We start from the raw sequence: 16,081 nt of genomic DNA, 5'->3' as shown, positions 1-16,081 counted from the left end.
TCAACCGGATTCTTCCGGGCCCAGTGGCTCGCCGGAGCCCGCCGACCGGGCATCTTCTGCGATCCGGACAGCGCCGAGAAGGATCCGCGCGACCATTCCCACCAGGACCACGTCGGCCAGCATCTGCACCATGGTCAGAACCCGTGCCGTCCTGGTGACCGGGGTGATGTCCCCGAAGCCGACCGTGGCGAACACGGTGACGGTGAAGTACAAGGCATCGGTGCGCCCGAACGTCTCCGAGAAGGAGTCTGCTTGGTTCTGGGAAAGGATCACATACGCTGCCGAGAAGATGATCAGGAAGATCGGCCCGGCGGTGGCCAGGGTCTCGATGGCTCGTAGCCGGGGATAGTCGGATCGCGTGACGGTCCGGACCTGCCAGGCGACCACACCGGCGAAAAGCACGAGACTTACGGCCAGCGCGATCGCTGTACCGATGTCGAGCCCCTGGTCCAGCGGCACCAGGTAATAGACCACCACCGACAGGACCACGGCCACCGAGGATCGGGCCCCGAGAGCAACAGTCGACGGCGGCGCGATACGCGGAAGCGCTCGGCCTGCCGGGGTCTTTTCATAACGTCACCCGGGGCGCATGTAGGTCGTGCTCATGCAGGTTTCGGGCCCAACTGGGCGGGCTCGGGCTTCGCGTCCGCAGAGCCGCTTTCACTGTCACGGCTGAAGACTTCGGAAACGCTCCGGACGCTGCCCAACGCGCCTCCTGCAACCCATTCGGGGGGAAGTTTCACGGCGCGGGCATAGACACAGCTCCGAGTGGATCTGCGCCTGCTGTGCAGCGACGCAAGCAGCTGACTCCCCGCCAGACGGACGCCTCCCCGGAACGGATTCAGCACACATGAGGACGGGAAACCCCGCGAACACGCGAGAACTACGGAGGGGTGTTTTCCCAGGCCGACCGCTCTGCGGTTCACGTTTCCGCAGGTCACAGCCCCGCCCAGGGAAAACTCCTAAAGCGGGTGTCGCAGGTTCGAATCCTGCCGGGGGCACAACGCATTGCGCCGCTGACCTGGGGTTTACCTCCCAGGGAGGCGCTCTACTCGGCCTCGGACTCCTCGTCCGGGGCCGTTTGCGTGAGCGGTGCGTGAGCGGACGGAGAGTTGATCTCCCAAATATCGCCCAATGGATCAGCATCATCCGGCACATACTCCGGGCCGGGATCCTCCGCGCCGTCGAGCTCGGCCGCCGCTTCGGGGGCGGTGTTTTCGGAGGTGGCGCGGGCGCGCGGTACGAGCCGGGCTGCGGCCTCGGCGATCGCCAGGTCCGCCTCGGGGAGCAGGCTCGTGTACGTGTCGGCCGTGATCGTGATCGAGGAGTGGCCGAGCATCTCCTGGATGTCCTTCAGATCGGCCCCGGCCGCGTGGGCGAGGGTCCGGCACCGTGGCGAAGGTCGTGAAGCCGGACCGGCGGGAGACCGATCTCCTCGTACAACTCGACGAACCGCCGTGTGACGTTGGCGGGGTGGAGCAGCTCACCGTTCTCCTGGGTGAACCGCCGATGACGACCAAACAGACCGCAGAGCGGTACGCGCTCGTCGCGGCGGGAACCGTCATCGTGGCACTCACCGCCGGCGGGTTCTGGCTCTCCTACGCGCACCTCGCCGAGGTCGCCGGACAGCACGGCCTCAAGAGCCCCCCGGTCCGCCAGTGGGCCTGGCCCGCAACCCTGGACGCCTTCATCGTCGCGGGCGAACTCCTCATGCTCCGCGCGGGCCTGCGCCGCGTCACCGACGGATGGGCCATCGCCCTCACCGCCACCGGATCGTTCGGCTCCATCGCGCTCAACGTGGCCGGGGTCAACGGCACGGGTAACGCAGGCACCGTGCCTGTGCTCGACTATGTGGTCGCCGCGGTTCCCCCGACCGCCGCTCTGCTGGCCTTCGGCGTCCTGATGCGGCAGATCCACCAGCTCGTCGACCGACCCACCGACCACTCGGACCCCGCACCCGTCCAGACGCCGATACGTCCGGGCACGTCGACCGACAAGCACGCCGAGCTACCGGCCGATGCGGTCCAGCTCACTGAACTTCCGGTCGCCGGATCCGTCCAGCCGCCGGAACCGCAGCCCATGGTTTCGGAGAGCAAGCCACGCGGTGGCCGTCCACCAAAGGCCACGCTCGCGGAGCTCGTGGAGATCGGCCGGATCTCCCTCGCTGAGCACGGCACACTCAGCCGCTCCCTTCTCCGGAAGGCCGTTAAGGACAGGAACTTGACGATCGGCAGTGAACGGCAGACCGAGGTCATGGAGATCCTCCGGCCCGACATAGAAGCCGCCGCCGAGACCGGTCCCGACAGCGGCTGACCGGAATCCCTGCAGGGGTGACCGGAACCCCTTCCGATCACCCCGGCCAGTCGGCCGGCCGCCGCTCCGCTCGTTGGCCGCTCATCCACACCCGTGGACGGCGCGCTGACCACCAGCACTCAGCCCGCCCTTGCCTGCCGACGCCCCTGCCTCGCCCCCTTCTGGAGAACCGCCCGTGACGCACGCCCCGTACCGCCCCGACCACACTCCCGATGAGCCGCCGCCGGCGAAGTCCCTTACGTTGATGGGGCGTTTGCGGCAGGCGTTCGGACGGGCTGCTCCTGGCGGAGCCAGTAGTACCCCGAGTCCGACTCAGGGTCGGTCTTCGGGGGTCTCCGCCCCGGGGGTGGCGGAGACAGCCCGGCGTCAGGGGGCGCCGGAGCAGGGGGCCGGGGCCGAGGATGGCTCCGACCCGGAGATCATTTGCCGGGACAGGGCGACGGCCTATGCCAACCCGCGGCCCGCACCGCTGCACCCGAAGCCCTGCAGGTCGCAGACCGCTTTCACTTGTGGAAGAACCTCTGCGAAGCCGTCGAGAAGGACATCTCCGCGCACCGATCCTGCCTGCTCAACGCCGTACTCGAGCCTGACGTTTCGGTCCCCGAGGCAGATCCCGAAGCGGTGGAGGCCGCGCCGGTAGGGCGCCGTGAGATGCAGCGGCGGGAACGTCATGCCGCGGTCCACGCGCTCTACGACAAGGGCGTGGGCATCTACACCATCGTCAAGGAGCTACAGCTGGACCATAAGACGGTCCAGAAGTACGCGCGCGGCTGCCTGCGTCGAAGACATCCCCGTCGGTGACGGGCATCGTGACACGGCGATCCGCCCGTATCTCTCCTACCTGCACAAACGCTGGAACGAGGGCTGCACCGAAGCCAAGCAGCTCCACGCGGAACTCCGCGAGCGAGGCTACCTGGGCAGTGCCCGGACCGTCCGTCGTCACCTGCAACCCCTCCGATCCGCCGGCCGCACAGCGCCGCTGGTCCCCGCCACCCCGACCGTCCGGCAAGCCACCAACTTGCTCACCCGCCACCCCGACACCCTCGACGCCGAGCAAGTACTCGCCCGCAAACGGGTGCTGGGCTGCTGCCCCGAAATGGCCGAGGCCGCCGTCCGCATCGAGGATTTCGCGAAAATGCTCACCCAGCTCGAAGGCCGGCGCCTGCCGGACTGGATCGAATCCGTGCAGGCCAGCGAGCTTGCATCGCTCGGCTGCTTCGCCCGCAATCTGCGCAACGATCTGGAGGCTGTCATCCGAGGACTGAGTACGTCCTGGAGCTCTGGGGTAGTTGAGGGCCGCGTGACGGACATCAAGGCAATCAAGCGGCAGATGGGAGGACGCGCCGGGCTTCCCCTGCTGAGAAAGAGCGTCCTGCTCGTCGCCGCCGGCCGACAACCACACAGGGTCACGACCGCGACAGCCACATGATCGGCTGCACGAGAATCTTGGAAGAGCCAATTCCGGTGGCCATCAGCCTGGACTCGGCCAGGCCGCACACCTGGACTTTGCCACGGCCGCCGTCACCATCTGGCAGTACTGGCACGTCCCGGCTTTGTCAGGGCCGCTTCCCGCCCTTTCCGGCACCACCCGGATCAGACTGCCCTCAGCTTCAACAACCCTGCTGCGACAGGACGTTGGCGAAGGTCTCTCACCTCCACTCGAACCAACAGCGCCTCACGGCGCAACCAAGATCCCCGACAGAGTCAAGCTTAGCGGTGCGTAGAGAAGCGGGGGTGCGGGCTGGTCCGGCCCAGGGCCAGGTCGGCGGCCATCGCTCCGATCAGTGGTGCGAACTTGGCGCCGTGGCCGGAACAGGGCGAGACCACCACCACAGGGCCGTGGCGGTCCAGGACGAAGTCCTCATCGGGGGTGGAGGTGTAGAGGCAGGTGCCCTCCGCCACCGGCTCGGCACGCAGTCCGGGCAGCCATTTCCTGACGAACTCGGTGACGGTGGCGCGCGAGACCGGGTTGGGCACCCCGGAGCGGGTGTCGGGGGCAGTCGGGGTGCCGTTGCCGAGTTCCGCGACTTTGACCGCGGGCGTCGGGCCAGCGTCGGAGCCGGAAGGCAGGCCGAACAGCTGGATCTCGCCTTTGTGTAAGAAGATCGGCCAGTCGGCGTCAGGCTTATGTTGGCGGAAATGGAAAATCTGCTGCTGGGTCACCGCCAGCGGAGGCACAGGGATGTCGAAGACCCCGGCCAGCTCCGGCAACCACGCCCCCGCGGCGACCACCACCCGCCCGGCGGACAGTTCAGCGCCGGTATCCGTGAGGAGCCGGACACCGCCCGACGCCGGGTACGCGGCCTGGGTGACCCGGGTCTCGGTGAGCACCCTTGCCCCCAGTTCCGCGGCACGGCGGAGACAGGCCGCCACGGTGGCGGCGGGGTCCACCACCCCGGCCTCCGGGTGATACAGAACCGGCCCCTCGAAACACAGGCCGTGCCAGCGCCGACCCGCCTCCCCTGCCGTCAGCAGCTCGTGCGGCACCCCGGCCCCCGCCAGGACCCCGGCCAGCTTCTCCGGTGCGCTCCCGGCACCCATGTCCAGGCCACCGGTCCGGCGCCGCAGGACTGTACCGGAATCGGTCTCCAGCTCCCGCCAGTACTCCGCGGCCCGGCCCGTCAGACCGACGTAGAACGGGTCCGCGTAGGACCGCCGGAAAATCCGTGAGCTGCCGTGCGAGCTGCCTCGCTGGTGCCCGGTCCGGTACGCCTCCACCACCGCGACCACCAGCCCGCGCCCGGCCAGCTGCCAGGCGGTGGCCGCCCCCGCCAGCCCCGCGCCGACCACCACGACGTCGACGGAGACCGGGCTCACGACCGGAGCGGGGAGGACGGGCCGGGTCCCTGCGTCGAGGGTGTGAAGAACACCTCGCCGGCAAGGTCGACCTGGGTGCCGGGAGGCAGCAGTTCGACCGTCTTGGGCCAGTGCGAGGGAATACCCAGGCCCAATGCCTTCCCAAGCCGAGCCGAAAAGCGAGGCATGAGGGGCGCCGCTCCGTATGCCAGCAGGCGGGCCGCGGCGAGTTCCAGAACGATGACGGTCCGGTTGTCGTTGGACCACTGGGTGGCGGCCAGCGGCCTCTCCTGGCGGGAGAACCTGACGGTGTCCTCCACGATGCCGTTCAGCTCGGCCGCAGCCCGTCGCAGGGAGAAACCGTCCGGGCTCAGGCCGGCGGTCACCGCGGCCAGCCGGCCTCCCAGAGAGCCCAGGAAGGCCGAATGCTCCGGTGTCCAGTTCCCGGCATCCGGGGTCACGCCGTCGTAGCCCTTGCCAAGACGTTCGCCGAGGTCGTTGAGCCACTCCTGCCACGTCCCGATGAGCGTGTCACGCACCACCGTGTCGTACTCCACGCTCGCGAAGTTGGTCTGGAGCCCTTCCGGCCGGGTGCTCGACAGGAAGTAGCGGACCGCGTCGACGCTGTCCGGGCCGAGGATCTCCTTGCCCCAGATGGCGTGGCGACGGCTGGTGGAGAACTTGCTGCCCTCCAGCAGATAGAACTCGTTGACGTGGTAGTCGATGTCGGGGCCCCACTCGGGGAAGGCCAACTTGTAGAGCACAGGGGAGAGCACCGAGTGGTAGAAGCTGTTGTCGTAGCCCAGGAAATGGACGATCTTCCAATCCTGATCCGGCGCGGACGCGCGCCAGTTCCTGCCGAGCCGACTGCCGAGGGCCTGGATGCCGTACAGGAATCCGTAGGACAGCTCCGGCCAGGCCCAGATCACCTGGCCATCGGTGTCCTTGTGCCCCTCGGCGGGCGCCACGCCCCACGAGGAGGGATGGCTGACGGGCAGGTCCAGGGCCGGACGGTCGAAGACCCGGGCGGCGAGTTCGCGCAGGCGGGCCGGCACACGGCCGAGACGGTGGTGATCGATCACGGTCTCGTGGAACTCGTGCAGCGGCAGGGAGAACCGGGTGATCGGCCCGCGACGCGGCTCGGCAGTCGACCGCGTGGAGACGGCCTCGGCCAGATCGACGACGGTGTTCGGCTCACCGCACTGCTCGCACATGTTGCCGCCGGTCGCGCTGGCGCACGACGGGCAGCACCCGGTGACATCGACCTCGTAAAGGTACTCGCCGGTCTCGGAGTCGAAAAGTGCCTCACTCTCCCGCGGAGCCACCACACCGGTGTCGACCAGACGGGAAAAGAACTCCCGCAGACCGATGCGGTACGACTCGTCCTGGTGGGGCACCGTGTACTGGTCCACCCGGATGTCCATCAAGGCGAGGGTGGCGGCGATCTCGGCGCTGTAATGGGCCGCCGTCGAGGCCGGGTCCCGGCTTTCGCCGCGCGCGGCGGCCTGCACATAGCTCTGGAAGTCGTCGCTGCCGGTGACGTGCCAGGCTTCGGCACCGTTCATGCGCTGGAAGCGCACATAGGCGTCAGCCCCGAGATACGGACCCGACAGGTGTCCAAGGTGCAAATCACCGTTGGGCGTCGGCGGCGGCGAACACACGAAGACCGGACGGCCGCTGAAGCTCAAGCGGTCCGTCGACCGGGCCGAGACCAGCGCCCGGTCCGCGTCCCTCCAGTACTGGGTCAGGAAGACCAGGTCGGTGTCCCCGGTGTTCTCCAGTACGTGGGACTCGAAGGGCTCGAACAGCGCGAGCGTGCCGGGCACGGCCGGGTGACGCACTCCGTCGACGACCAGCTCGCCATGTCCCTGAACGATCACGAACATCTCGGTCTCGTCGTGCCGGTGGGAGAGAGACTTGCCGCCCGGGACGACCCTGCCCCAGTCGGCACCCACGCCCAGCCCTTCGACGCCGGTCAGCCCGATGCCGAACGCTTCGTACTGGGCGTTCCCCTCGTAGACACTGATGATCACGTCCGGTACCTCTTCTTCATGGTCGTCTCCGTCCTGTTCACGCGGTCCGGGACTGCTCGGCGGACGCCTTCGACGACCACGCGACGAAGGATGGAAGCTGCTCTTCCGTCCGGACCCCGCGCAGTCGGTCGACGATGCGCCGGCTCCGCCAAGCGTTGAGGCTGAGGTTGGGGTCGGCCAGGCCACGCTGCTCGCGTACGGCGTTCTGCACGAAGATCCTGCGGTTCAGCGGACCGTCCCAGTGCACCGCGTAGTCCTGGTCGACGCGCAGCTCGTCGCCCTCGCGCTCCAGACGGTCGGCGATGGGGGCGAGGAAGTCCATCGGGGCGGGGCGGAAGCCGGTCGCCCAGATGACGACGTCCGCCCCTTCGTGCTCGACGGCGCCCGGCTCCTCTTTGTGCCGGACCGTGAGGTGCCACGGTTCGGTGCCGCCACCGGTCACGTCGGTGACCTCGCGGTTGGGGTAGAGCCTGGCCAGGCCGGGTGCCCCGGTCACGAAGGACATGAGGTAGAGCTGCTGATAGATCTGACGGAGCGTCGCCTCGGACACGCCGTCGCTGCTGAGGAGCTGCTCGACGTTGAAGGCGGACCGGGCCTCGGACGGCAGGTTGTAGTGGTGGTCCGAGTGGCACGGCATATAGAAATCGTTGGTGAACGGCGAGTCGTCGAGTGGCAGATAATTGCGCCGCCGGGAGAACCAGGAGATCCAACCCGGTTGCCCACCGGCGGGACGCGAGATCAGGTCGAGGAACGCCTCCGCACCTGACTGGCCGCCACCGATCACGGCGACCCTTTTGCCGCTCAGATCGCCGGCCTTCTCCAGGAACTCGCTGACGTGAAAGTGGTCCTGCCCCAGTTTCGCCCGCGCTTGCGGCGGGACCCACGGCCGCGTGCCGACCCCGACCACCACGTTGTCGGCGGTCGCCCGGCGCTGGTCGGTACGCACGACGTAGCGGCCGTCCCCGCGGCTGTCGAAGTCGATCTCCTGCACCTGCTCGCCGAAGACGACGTTCTCGTTGCGTCTGCTGGCCCAGTCCAGGTAGTTGCGGAACTCCTGGCGCGGTACCTCGGAGAACTGCGCGTTGAGGAAGTGGTACACGCGGCCCTGCTGGTGAAGGTACGACAGGAAGGAGAAGGCGTTCGTCGGGTCGGCGAGACTGACCAGGTCCTTGAACATGGACACCTGGAGTGTCGTACCGGGTATCTGCTGGCTGTCGTGCCAGCTGAAGGCGGCCTTCCGGTCAAAGAAGAGGTTGGTCATCTCGGGGTGGCTGTGCAGGAGCGATGCCAGACTCAGGTTCGCGGGCCCCGCCCCGACCCCGACGCACCGGTAGTGCGCCTGGCCGAGGTGGGCGTTGTCGGACCCCATTTGTGCGGACCTCTCTTTCGGTCGACGGTTGGAGGGAGACGGAATCCCGCACGGTCAGGCGTCACCGGCCAGCACAATGAACTCCACCGCGTCGCCGACCGTCTTGAGGTTCCTGGCATCGTCGTCCGGGATCGTGACCCCGAAGCGCTCCTCCGCGGCGACGATGACCTCGACCATGGACAGGGAGTCCACGTCGAGCTCGTCGGTGAAGGACTTGGCGGGGGCGACGTCCGAGGTCGGGATGCCGGCTATCTCGTTCACGATCTCGGCGATGGCGGCAAGAACCTCGTCGTACTGAAGAGCCATTTCATTTACCTTTCAACCTATTTCTGGACATGCTTTGGTTTGATGGGGACGTGCGCCACAGGGCGTGCTCAGCCTTCAACGGCGTGACCGGAGCGTTCGACTTGCGGCGGTGCGTCGGACAGGCCGTCGAACTCACGAAGACCGGGGAGCAATGACGCACCCGTGACCAGCACACAGAGCACCGAGGCGAGCAGTACGAAAGACGGCCCGGGGCCAAGGCGTTCGACCAACGGCCCGCCGACCAAGAACCCGATGGGGCCCGCCACGTATCCGCACGAGGTCATGATCCCCATGACTCGGCCTCTGGTCCGTTCCGTGGAGCGCAGCTGCGTGGCCAGGTTCATCAGAGGGCTGATGGGCCCGTAGGCGACGCCGACGACCACAGCGGCGAACAGCAGCAGGGGATAGGGCGGAAACCAGGACATGGCGAAGAGTCCTGCTGAAGCGGTCAGCATCGCGGCGGTGAACAGGGCCCGCTTCGGCAGCCGATGTCCCTGGAATCCGTAGACCAGTGCGCCGACGATACCGCCGACGGTCATGGCGACGGTGAGCAGGCCGAGGCGCTGGGGGGTGCCCTGCTCGTGGAAGTAGGCGGGCAGGACGATCCCCGAGATCGGCAGGTAGATCATGAAGAGCACGCTGCCCAGCAGACCCACCACGCGCAGGAGCCTGTCGTTCCACACCGTCGTCAGGCCCTCCGCCGCGCCGCGCCTGACGGCACGCCAGGATGAGCCTTCGACCAGTTCACCGTCCGGCTGGGGCGACGGCAGGCGCAGCCCGGCCTGGATGAGGGCGGCAAGCAGGGAGAGAACCGCGGCGGCCCACAGCGGCGCCACCGCTCCTCCGACACCGATCAGCAAGCCGCCCAGTCCGGGGCCGGCCATCAACGCGAAGCCCTTGGCCGACTCGTGGACGCCATTCGCCTTCTCCAGCCGCCACCCGGCTCGGGCGGCGGCGGTCGGGAGCATGGTCTTGCGGGCGGTGACCCCCGACAGGTCGAAAACCGAACCCAGGACCGCCAGTGCGGCAAGCCACCACAACGTGAATCCGAGGGTCGCATCGGCCAGTGGTATGGCCGCCACGGAAATCGCGGACAGCAGGTCGGAGCCGACAGCCGTACGACGGCGTCCGAAGAGGTCGACGATGGTCCCCGCGAAAAGAGCACCCGCCAGCAGCGGCAACGTGACCGTCGCGGAGACCAGGCCGGCGTCGGCGGGGCTACCGGTCCGCTCCAGGACCAGCCAGGGCAGGGCAAGGGCCACCAGCCCGTTGGCACAGGTGGAGGCCGTGGCTGCCACTTCGAGGAGTACCAACGATGACACTCCGGTCCTGGCCGTGTTTCCCGGCCCGGCCGCCGCCCAGTTGCCCACCGCCGGCTACGCCCCGTCCAGATAGAGGGTGGTCTGCTCGGCGGTGCACGCGATGCGCTGGTCCTCCAACTCAATGGCGACCGCGACGACGGCCTCCGTGAAGCCGCGTGGCCGAGGCCGCACCGAGAGCAGGTTCACCGAGGCACGGAGCTTGGCACCCACCGGTACGGGGGCTCGGAACCGTACGCGCTCGACCCGGTGGTTGACGGCCTGTACGACACCGCTGACCTGCAGCACCTCCGAGGTGAGCGCGGACAGCAGCGACAGAGTCAGGAAGCCGTGCGCGATGGTGGCCCCGAACGGGCCCTCGGCGGCCCGGACCGGATCGACATGAATCCACTGGTAGTCGTCGGTGGCCTCGGCAAAGAGATCCACCTGGTGCTGGCTGATGTGACGCCAGCCGCTGTACCCCAGCGGGCCGATGTGTTCGGCGAGCTGGTCCAGCGTCGGGCACAAGGGCGTCACCGGACGGCCGGAATGTGTGCGGGGCGGTCACCGACTGCGTGGGCTCCGCCGTCGACGTGGATGATCTCTCCGGTGGTGGCCGGGAACAGGTCGGAGAACAGAGCCACACAGGCACTGGCCACCGGTTGGAAGTTCCGGGAATCCCACCCCAGCGGCGCCCGCTCGGACCAGCCGCCGTCGAAGGTGCCGGAGCCGTCCCCCGCGGAGATGTTGCGCGCCGCCAGGGTGCTCAGCGGTCCGGCCGCGACGAGATTCACCCTGATCCCCCGCTGCCCGAGATGCGACGCGAGGTAGCGGGCGCACGATTCCAGGCCCGCCTTGGCCACGCCCATCCAGTCGTAGCCCGACCAGGTGTGGCTCGCGTCGAAGTCAAGGCCCACCACCGAGCCGCCGCGGTCCATCATCGGTAGGAGCGAGGTGGTGAGCGCCTGTAGGGAGTAGGCGGAGACATGAAAGGCGGTGGCTGCCTCCTCCCAGGTGGTGTCCAGGAACTTGCCGTCCAGTGCCCCGGGCGGGGCGTAAGCGACCGAGTGCAGCACCCCGTCCACCCTGTCGGTGTGCTCGCCGACCCGGTCGGAGAGGGTGCACAGCTGCTCCTGGTCGGTGACGTCGAGTTCTGTCACCGGAGCCGGCACCGGCAGCCGTTTGGCGATGCGTTCGACCAAGGACAGTCGGCCGAACCCGGTGAGGACGACCTGCGCCCCCTGCTCCTGGGCCGCGCGGGCGACCTGGAAGGCGATCGAGGACTCGGTGATGACCCCGGTGATCAGCAGCGTTTTTCCGGTCAGCAGCCCCATCAGTGCCCCATTCCGATTCCGCCGTCCACCGGGACGACTGCCCCGGTGATGTAGCCGGCCTCGCGGCTGGCCAGGAAGCGGACGGCAGCCGCCACCTCGTCCGGTAAGCCGAAGCGGCGCATAGGGACCTGACTGGCGGCTTCCTGCCGCGTCTTTTCAGGGAGGGCCGCGGTCATGGCCGTGTCGATCCAGCCCGGCGCCACGATGTTCACAGTGATGTCCCGGCCGCCCACTTCGCGGGCCAGCGAGCGTCCCAGGCCGATCAAGCCGGCCTTGGCGGCGGCGTAGTTGGTCTGTCCGGCGGAACCGGACAGACCGGAGACGGAGGAAATCAGTACGACGCGCCCATGGCGACGCCGGATCATGCCCCGCAGCGCCCGGCGGACCAGTCGCGCCGTTCCCAGCAGGTTGGTTTCCACAACAGCGCTGAGATCGTCGTCGGACATGGTGACCAGCAGGCCGTCCCGGGTGATCCCCGCGTTGGCGACCAGCACCTCGACCGGGCCGAACTCCTCCTCGACTCGCTTGAATGTCCGCTCGACCTGTTCGGGATCGGTGATGTCGCACCGCACCGCGTGGAACCCGTCAGGTGGGGGATCCTTCCGGTACGTGGCCACCACCTGCTCGCCGGCTTCGGACAGCGCCCGCACGGTCGAGAGACCGATTCCCCGATTCCCTCCGCTGACCAGAGTTGTGCGTCCCGTCATGAAAGACACTACCCCCGTGTGATATCGGCTCGATTTGGATGCACCTGTTCCGCATCGTGCCGAGACAATTGATTTTCCAGCAGACGGCGACAGACACGTCGCGAGTGGTGCCGCAAATCCCCCGCTGCGGACCAGGATTCGCATAAGACGGCCTGGTACGCTCAACCCCGTGAATTCCCCGTTGCGACGAGACTGATTCGGCCAGCGCAGTGACCGTGTTCATCTCGTCGGCAATGCAATTCATGGAGCCAAGCACAGGACTGAGAGTGTGTCAAGCAACTGCAAAAATGATCATCCGGCCGGAAATCCGGATGGGATCACTCCAGAAATCCGGATGGGATCACTCCAGATCTACACAGCGGGAATTGCGTTGACGCAGTCGGGTTGAACTTTGTAGGGTTTCACCCAGAGCAGCCATTCGAGCCCTCGTCACGGGGTGCTCAAGCTGCCCAACGGGGATTCATCGAAGGCAAGGGCATGTCGCTCTGTCGGAGCGAGTGGAGAAACTCGCTCCGCAGTGTGCAATTTCACGCCAATTGTCCGACTTGCTTATGGGCTTCGGGTAGGCCAGAGAGCTGCCTCCGGACTCATCCTTCCGTTCCCGGCCGTGCCAGCTCCTACTCGACATGCACACGGGAAGGGACAGTAATAAGCACATGCCAGCAAAGCTTTTATCCATGGACTCCGTGCAGACGCGGTCCGAGTTGCAATGCACGGCATTGCGTGTTGCCGATGTGTTGAGAGAGCGCGGGGTGTCCGCCGGAGACCGGGTCATTCTCAAAGCCGGCAACTCCGCCGGATTCGTTGCGGTCCTCCTCGGGCTGATGCACATCGGGGCGTCCGTCGCCCTGCTCGATCAGCATCAACGGGCGGAGGAGAGCGGCCGGGCCGCCGCCCAGGCCGGGGGCCGACTTGCGGTGGTCGACGACGAGGCGCCTCCGGTCCCTGGGGCGCGGCAGTTTTTCGTATATGAACTGCTTGCCGCAGCGGCAGAACGGCAGCCCACGGACGAACGGATCCATTTCGACACCTGGTCACGGCTGCCGGACGCGCTGATCACCTGGTCTTCGGGCTCGACCGGAGAACCGAAGGGCATAGTCAAGTCCGGACAATCGGTGCTGCGGAACCTGCGACGAACCATCGAGTTCATGAACTACCGCACGGATGACGTGCTGCTACCGCTGCTCCCCTTCTCCCACCAGTACGGGCTGTCCCTTCTCCTGATCGCCTGGGTGGCCGACGCCTCGCTGGTGGTCGCCCCGTACCGGCGGCTGGACCGTGCGGTGCGGATGGCAGGACAGGCCGGGGTCACCATCATCGACGCCACGCCGGCGACCCACAGAAGCCTGCTCAACCTGGTCGAACGCCGGCCGGAGCTGGCTGTGGACCTGAGCGGGGTGCGGATGTACTGCACGGGCGGTGCTCCACTGGACCGCTCGGCGGCCGAGCGGTTCGCCAAGGCGTTCGGACTGCCACTGCTCGACGGCTACGGCAGCACCGAGATGGGCAACATCGCCGCCGCGACGCCCGGGAACCCGGTCGGTGTCGGCCAGGTGTTCCACGGCATCGAGGTGCAGATCACCGATGACGATGCCACACCGCTGCCGCCGGGCGCGATCGGCGAACTACGCATCCGTACACCCGACTCCTTCAGCGGATATCTGAGCCCCGGCGGGGAGGTCGTCCCCGAGATGCCGGAGTGGTACAACCCCGGGGACCTCGGCTCGATGGACAGCGACGGAAATCTCTTCGTGCTGGGGCGTAAGTCCGCGGTGCACCGCATGGGATACACCCTCTATCCCGACATCATCGAGCGCAAGGCAGCCGAGTGCGGCGCCCCGCTGAAGGTCATCCCGCTGCCCGACGAACGTCTTGGAACTCGGCTCGTATTCCTGGTGGAGGACCCCGAGGGGCGTGCTTCGCAGTACTGGCGCGAGCGCATCTGCGAACTCCTTCCGATTTACGAGCAGCCGAACAGAGTTGTTGTGGTCGAAAGATTCCCGCTCAATCACAACGGAAAGACTGACGCGCGCCGAATCCAGAGGCTGGCGGACTCCGCCGTCGACGAGAAAGAAGAAGCCGCAGACGCCCTTCCCATATGACCAACGTGCTTCACGGAAAGGGTTCTTACCGATGGGATTCCAGGTGAGATCAGAACCGCAGGACCGACGAAGGGTAGTCATCACCGGCTACGGAGCAATTACTCCGGTCGGGCTCACGGTGGACGAGTTCTGGGCGTCGCTCGTCGACGGACGCAGCGGAATCTCGGACATCGAAGGTTTCGACGCCTCCGATCTACCGGTGCGCATAGGTGCAGAGGTCAAGGAATTCGACCCCGGCGTGTACATGCCGCACAAGGTGTCCCGTCGGATCGACGTCAGCACGCAGTACGCGGTGGCGGCGGCGATGCAAGCGGTCCAACAGGCGAAACTGGAAGTCGACGAGGAGTTGGCGCCGCGGGTTGGCGTCTACGTCGGTTCCTCGGCCGGCCCCGCCACGATGAACTACGACACCACCATCAAGCTCCATGAACGGGGCGCTCGCGCCGTGAGCCCGTTCTTCTTCGCCACCAGCAGCTCCGAGAGTTCGGCCGGGGAGATCTCGCTGTGGCTCGGCGCCTGCGGGCCGTCGGCCAGCTTGACCACCGCCTGCGCGTCGGGCGCCACCTCCATCGGCGAGGCGATGCGGCTGATCCAGTTCGGCGTGGCCGACGTGATGGTGGCCGGTGGCACCGAGGCACCCGTCACCCGCCTCAACATCGCCGCTGCGGCGGCCTGTCGGGCGCTGTCCCGTCGCAACGACGAACCCGACCGGGCCTGCCGCCCGTTCGACAAGGACCGGGACGGGTTCGTCATGGGGGCCGGGGCGGGTGTCCTGGTCCTGGAGGAGGCCGAGCACGCCCAACGGCGAGGCGCCCTCATTCTCGCGGAGCTGGTCGGATACGGAGCCACCACCGACGCCTACCACCTCACGGCCCCTCACCCCGAGGGGCTGGGTACCAAGCGAGCCATGCGGATCGCCCTGGAGTCGGGCGGTCTCCAGCCGGACGACGTCGACTACGTCAACGCCCATGGCACGAGCACCGCACTCAACGACACGAGTGAGATTGCGGCCCTGCGAGACGTGCTGGGCGACCGTGCCCTGCAGATCCCGATCAGCTCCACCAAATCCATGACCGGCCACCTGATCTCGGGCACCGGTGCGGTCGAACTGATCGCGTCCGTGAAAACGATTCACAACGGTGTCGTACCACCTACGCTCAACTGCGAGATTCCAGAAGACGACCAGCTGAACTTCGTACCGGCCGTGGCCCAGAAATGGGACACCGACGTCGCGATGAGCAACTCATTCGGATTCGGCGGGCACAACGCGGTACTCATCGTCCGCCGCTGGGAGCAGGAAGGATCAAGTGGAGCAAATGGGGCATGACATCCTGGTACAGGAAACGGCGTTCCATGCCGGAGGCAAGGGGTACAACTCCCGACGCGCCCTGAGCGTGGGAGACATCGTCTCCCCGCTGACCGGCAACGTCAGAACCGGGGAACCCACGGTGTACAGCGTCCAGGTCTCCCGCGACGAGCATCTCGACCCTGACAACCTTCACTTCCTGAACCACTCGTGTGTTCCCAACACCTTCCTCGACACCAATGCCGGACACGTGGTGGCGATCCGGCCGATTGCCGACGGCGAACCACTCAGCTTCTTCTACCCCTCGACCGAGTGGAACATGGGCAACCCCTTCGCCTGCCAGTGCGGCACCGCCGCCTGCCTCGGGACCATCACCGGGGCATCGGACCTGCCGGCAGCGGTCCTGGAGCGCTACGCCCTCAATGACCACGTACGGGAGTTGATCGCGGAGCGTGACGGCGTCAAGGCATCCGTCACGGACTGACCGGACCACCGCCACCCCTGTATCCCGGCACCC

At 67.3% G+C, this 16,081-nt stretch carries 16 protein-coding genes; 6 read left to right on the top strand and 10 right to left on the bottom strand.

Going from position 1 to position 16,081, the window contains the following annotated elements:
• Entirely contained in the window at positions 1 to 489 is a 489-nt protein-coding gene (locus ACH4YP_RS39325; protein WP_361051754.1) for a potassium channel family protein, read from the bottom strand.
• A gap of 559 nt (positions 490 to 1,048) precedes the next feature.
• On the bottom strand, positions 1,049 to 1,339 hold the full coding sequence (locus ACH4YP_RS39320; RefSeq protein ID WP_398496037.1) for a hypothetical protein: 291 nt from the start codon (positions 1,337 to 1,339) through the stop codon (positions 1,049 to 1,051).
• A 170-nt stretch (positions 1,340 to 1,509) separates the two neighbouring features.
• Here ACH4YP_RS39320 and ACH4YP_RS39315 point away from each other — a divergent pair, with 170 nt between their 5' ends.
• From ACH4YP_RS39315 to ACH4YP_RS39305, 3 genes are all read left to right on the top strand, one after another.
• Positions 1,510 to 2,313 (top strand): DUF2637 domain-containing protein, encoded by an 804-nt coding sequence (locus ACH4YP_RS39315; RefSeq protein ID WP_398496017.1) that lies wholly within the window; start codon positions 1,510 to 1,512, stop codon positions 2,311 to 2,313.
• Between the two features lie 423 nt (positions 2,314 to 2,736).
• Positions 2,737 to 3,114, top strand: coding sequence for a hypothetical protein (locus ACH4YP_RS39310; protein ID WP_398496035.1), 378 nt, complete (start codon positions 2,737 to 2,739; stop codon positions 3,112 to 3,114).
• Complete coding sequence (locus tag ACH4YP_RS39305; RefSeq protein WP_398496015.1) at positions 3,056 to 3,742, top strand: transposase; 687 nt, start codon at positions 3,056 to 3,058, stop codon at positions 3,740 to 3,742. The genes ACH4YP_RS39310 and ACH4YP_RS39305 overlap by 59 nt, the downstream gene beginning before the upstream one ends.
• 281 nt (positions 3,743 to 4,023) lie before the next feature.
• Here ACH4YP_RS39305 and ACH4YP_RS39300 read toward each other — a convergent pair whose 3' ends face one another.
• The 8 genes from ACH4YP_RS39300 to fabG all read right to left on the bottom strand — a co-directional run bounded on the left by ACH4YP_RS39300 (position 4,024) and on the right by fabG (position 12,156).
• Positions 4,024 to 5,130 carry an FAD-dependent oxidoreductase gene (locus ACH4YP_RS39300; protein ID WP_361071600.1) on the bottom strand — a complete coding sequence of 369 codons (1,107 nt, stop codon included), beginning with the start codon at positions 5,128 to 5,130 and terminating at the stop codon, positions 4,024 to 4,026.
• Complete coding sequence (locus ACH4YP_RS39295; RefSeq protein WP_398495838.1) at positions 5,127 to 7,142, bottom strand: class I tRNA ligase family protein; 2,016 nt, start codon at positions 7,140 to 7,142, stop codon at positions 5,127 to 5,129. The genes ACH4YP_RS39300 and ACH4YP_RS39295 overlap by 4 nt, the downstream gene beginning before the upstream one ends.
• Before the next feature lie 37 nt (positions 7,143 to 7,179).
• Positions 7,180 to 8,511 carry a SidA/IucD/PvdA family monooxygenase gene (locus tag ACH4YP_RS39290; protein ID WP_361071594.1) on the bottom strand — a complete coding sequence of 444 codons (1,332 nt, stop codon included), beginning with the start codon at positions 8,509 to 8,511 and terminating at the stop codon, positions 7,180 to 7,182.
• 54 nt (positions 8,512 to 8,565) lie between these two features.
• On the bottom strand, positions 8,566 to 8,817 hold the full coding sequence (locus ACH4YP_RS39285; protein WP_361071591.1) for an acyl carrier protein: 252 nt from the start codon (positions 8,815 to 8,817) through the stop codon (positions 8,566 to 8,568).
• Between the two features lie 68 nt (positions 8,818 to 8,885).
• On the bottom strand, positions 8,886 to 10,139 hold the full coding sequence (locus ACH4YP_RS39280) for an MFS transporter (protein ID WP_398495835.1): 1,254 nt from the start codon (positions 10,137 to 10,139) through the stop codon (positions 8,886 to 8,888).
• A gap of 54 nt (positions 10,140 to 10,193) precedes the next feature.
• On the bottom strand, positions 10,194 to 10,643 hold the full coding sequence (locus ACH4YP_RS39275) for a MaoC family dehydratase (protein WP_361071584.1): 450 nt from the start codon (positions 10,641 to 10,643) through the stop codon (positions 10,194 to 10,196).
• Between the two features lie 5 nt (positions 10,644 to 10,648).
• Entirely contained in the window at positions 10,649 to 11,452 is an 804-nt protein-coding gene (gene fabI, locus ACH4YP_RS39270; protein WP_361071606.1) for an enoyl-ACP reductase FabI, read from the bottom strand.
• Positions 11,449 to 12,156 carry a 3-oxoacyl-ACP reductase FabG gene (fabG, locus tag ACH4YP_RS39265; protein ID WP_361071603.1) on the bottom strand — a complete coding sequence of 236 codons (708 nt, stop codon included), beginning with the start codon at positions 12,154 to 12,156 and terminating at the stop codon, positions 11,449 to 11,451. The genes fabI and fabG overlap by 4 nt, the downstream gene beginning before the upstream one ends.
• Before the next feature lie 626 nt (positions 12,157 to 12,782).
• On the opposite strand from fabG, the gene ACH4YP_RS39260 reads away from it, so the two are divergent.
• The 3 genes from ACH4YP_RS39260 to ACH4YP_RS39250 are packed head-to-tail and all read left to right on the top strand — an operon-like array spanning position 12,783 to position 16,048.
• Positions 12,783 to 14,258: a class I adenylate-forming enzyme family protein gene (locus ACH4YP_RS39260; RefSeq protein WP_361071581.1), complete on the top strand. Its 1,476-nt coding sequence runs from the start codon at positions 12,783 to 12,785 to the stop codon at positions 14,256 to 14,258.
• 31 nt (positions 14,259 to 14,289) lie between these two features.
• Positions 14,290 to 15,585, top strand: a complete 1,296-nt coding sequence (fabF, locus tag ACH4YP_RS39255; RefSeq protein WP_398495834.1) for a beta-ketoacyl-ACP synthase II — start codon at positions 14,290 to 14,292, stop codon at positions 15,583 to 15,585.
• A complete protein-coding gene (locus ACH4YP_RS39250) occupies positions 15,575 to 16,048 on the top strand; it encodes an SET domain-containing protein-lysine N-methyltransferase (RefSeq protein ID WP_361071575.1) in 474 nt (157 codons plus the stop codon). The genes fabF and ACH4YP_RS39250 overlap by 11 nt, the downstream gene beginning before the upstream one ends.
• The last annotated feature ends 33 nt before the right edge of the window (positions 16,049 to 16,081 follow it).

This window comes from Streptomyces sp. NPDC020747 (assembly GCF_044334695.1).
Classification (GTDB): domain Bacteria; phylum Actinomycetota; class Actinomycetes; order Streptomycetales; family Streptomycetaceae; genus Streptomyces.
This window is presented reverse-complemented; position numbering and strand designations above follow the sequence as displayed.

Excerpts from the sequence above, each read along its gene's own strand:
- fabF (WP_398495834.1), top strand. The coding sequence starts at position 14,290 with ATGGGATTCCAGGTGAGATCAGAACCGCAGGACCGACGAAGGGTAGTC.
- ACH4YP_RS39260 (WP_361071581.1), top strand. The coding sequence starts at position 12,783 with ATGCACACGGGAAGGGACAGTAATAAGCACATGCCAGCAAAGCTTTTA.
- ACH4YP_RS39250 (WP_361071575.1), top strand. The coding sequence starts at position 15,575 with ATGGGGCATGACATCCTGGTACAGGAAACGGCGTTCCATGCCGGAGGC.
- ACH4YP_RS39290 (WP_361071594.1), bottom strand. The coding sequence starts at position 8,511 with ATGGGGTCCGACAACGCCCACCTCGGCCAGGCGCACTACCGGTGCGTC.
- fabG (WP_361071603.1), bottom strand. The coding sequence starts at position 12,156 with ATGACGGGACGCACAACTCTGGTCAGCGGAGGGAATCGGGGAATCGGT.
- ACH4YP_RS39285 (WP_361071591.1), bottom strand. The coding sequence starts at position 8,817 with ATGGCTCTTCAGTACGACGAGGTTCTTGCCGCCATCGCCGAGATCGTG.
- ACH4YP_RS39320 (WP_398496037.1), bottom strand. The coding sequence starts at position 1,339 with ATGCTCGGCCACTCCTCGATCACGATCACGGCCGACACGTACACGAGC.
- ACH4YP_RS39315 (WP_398496017.1), top strand. The coding sequence starts at position 1,510 with ATGACGACCAAACAGACCGCAGAGCGGTACGCGCTCGTCGCGGCGGGA.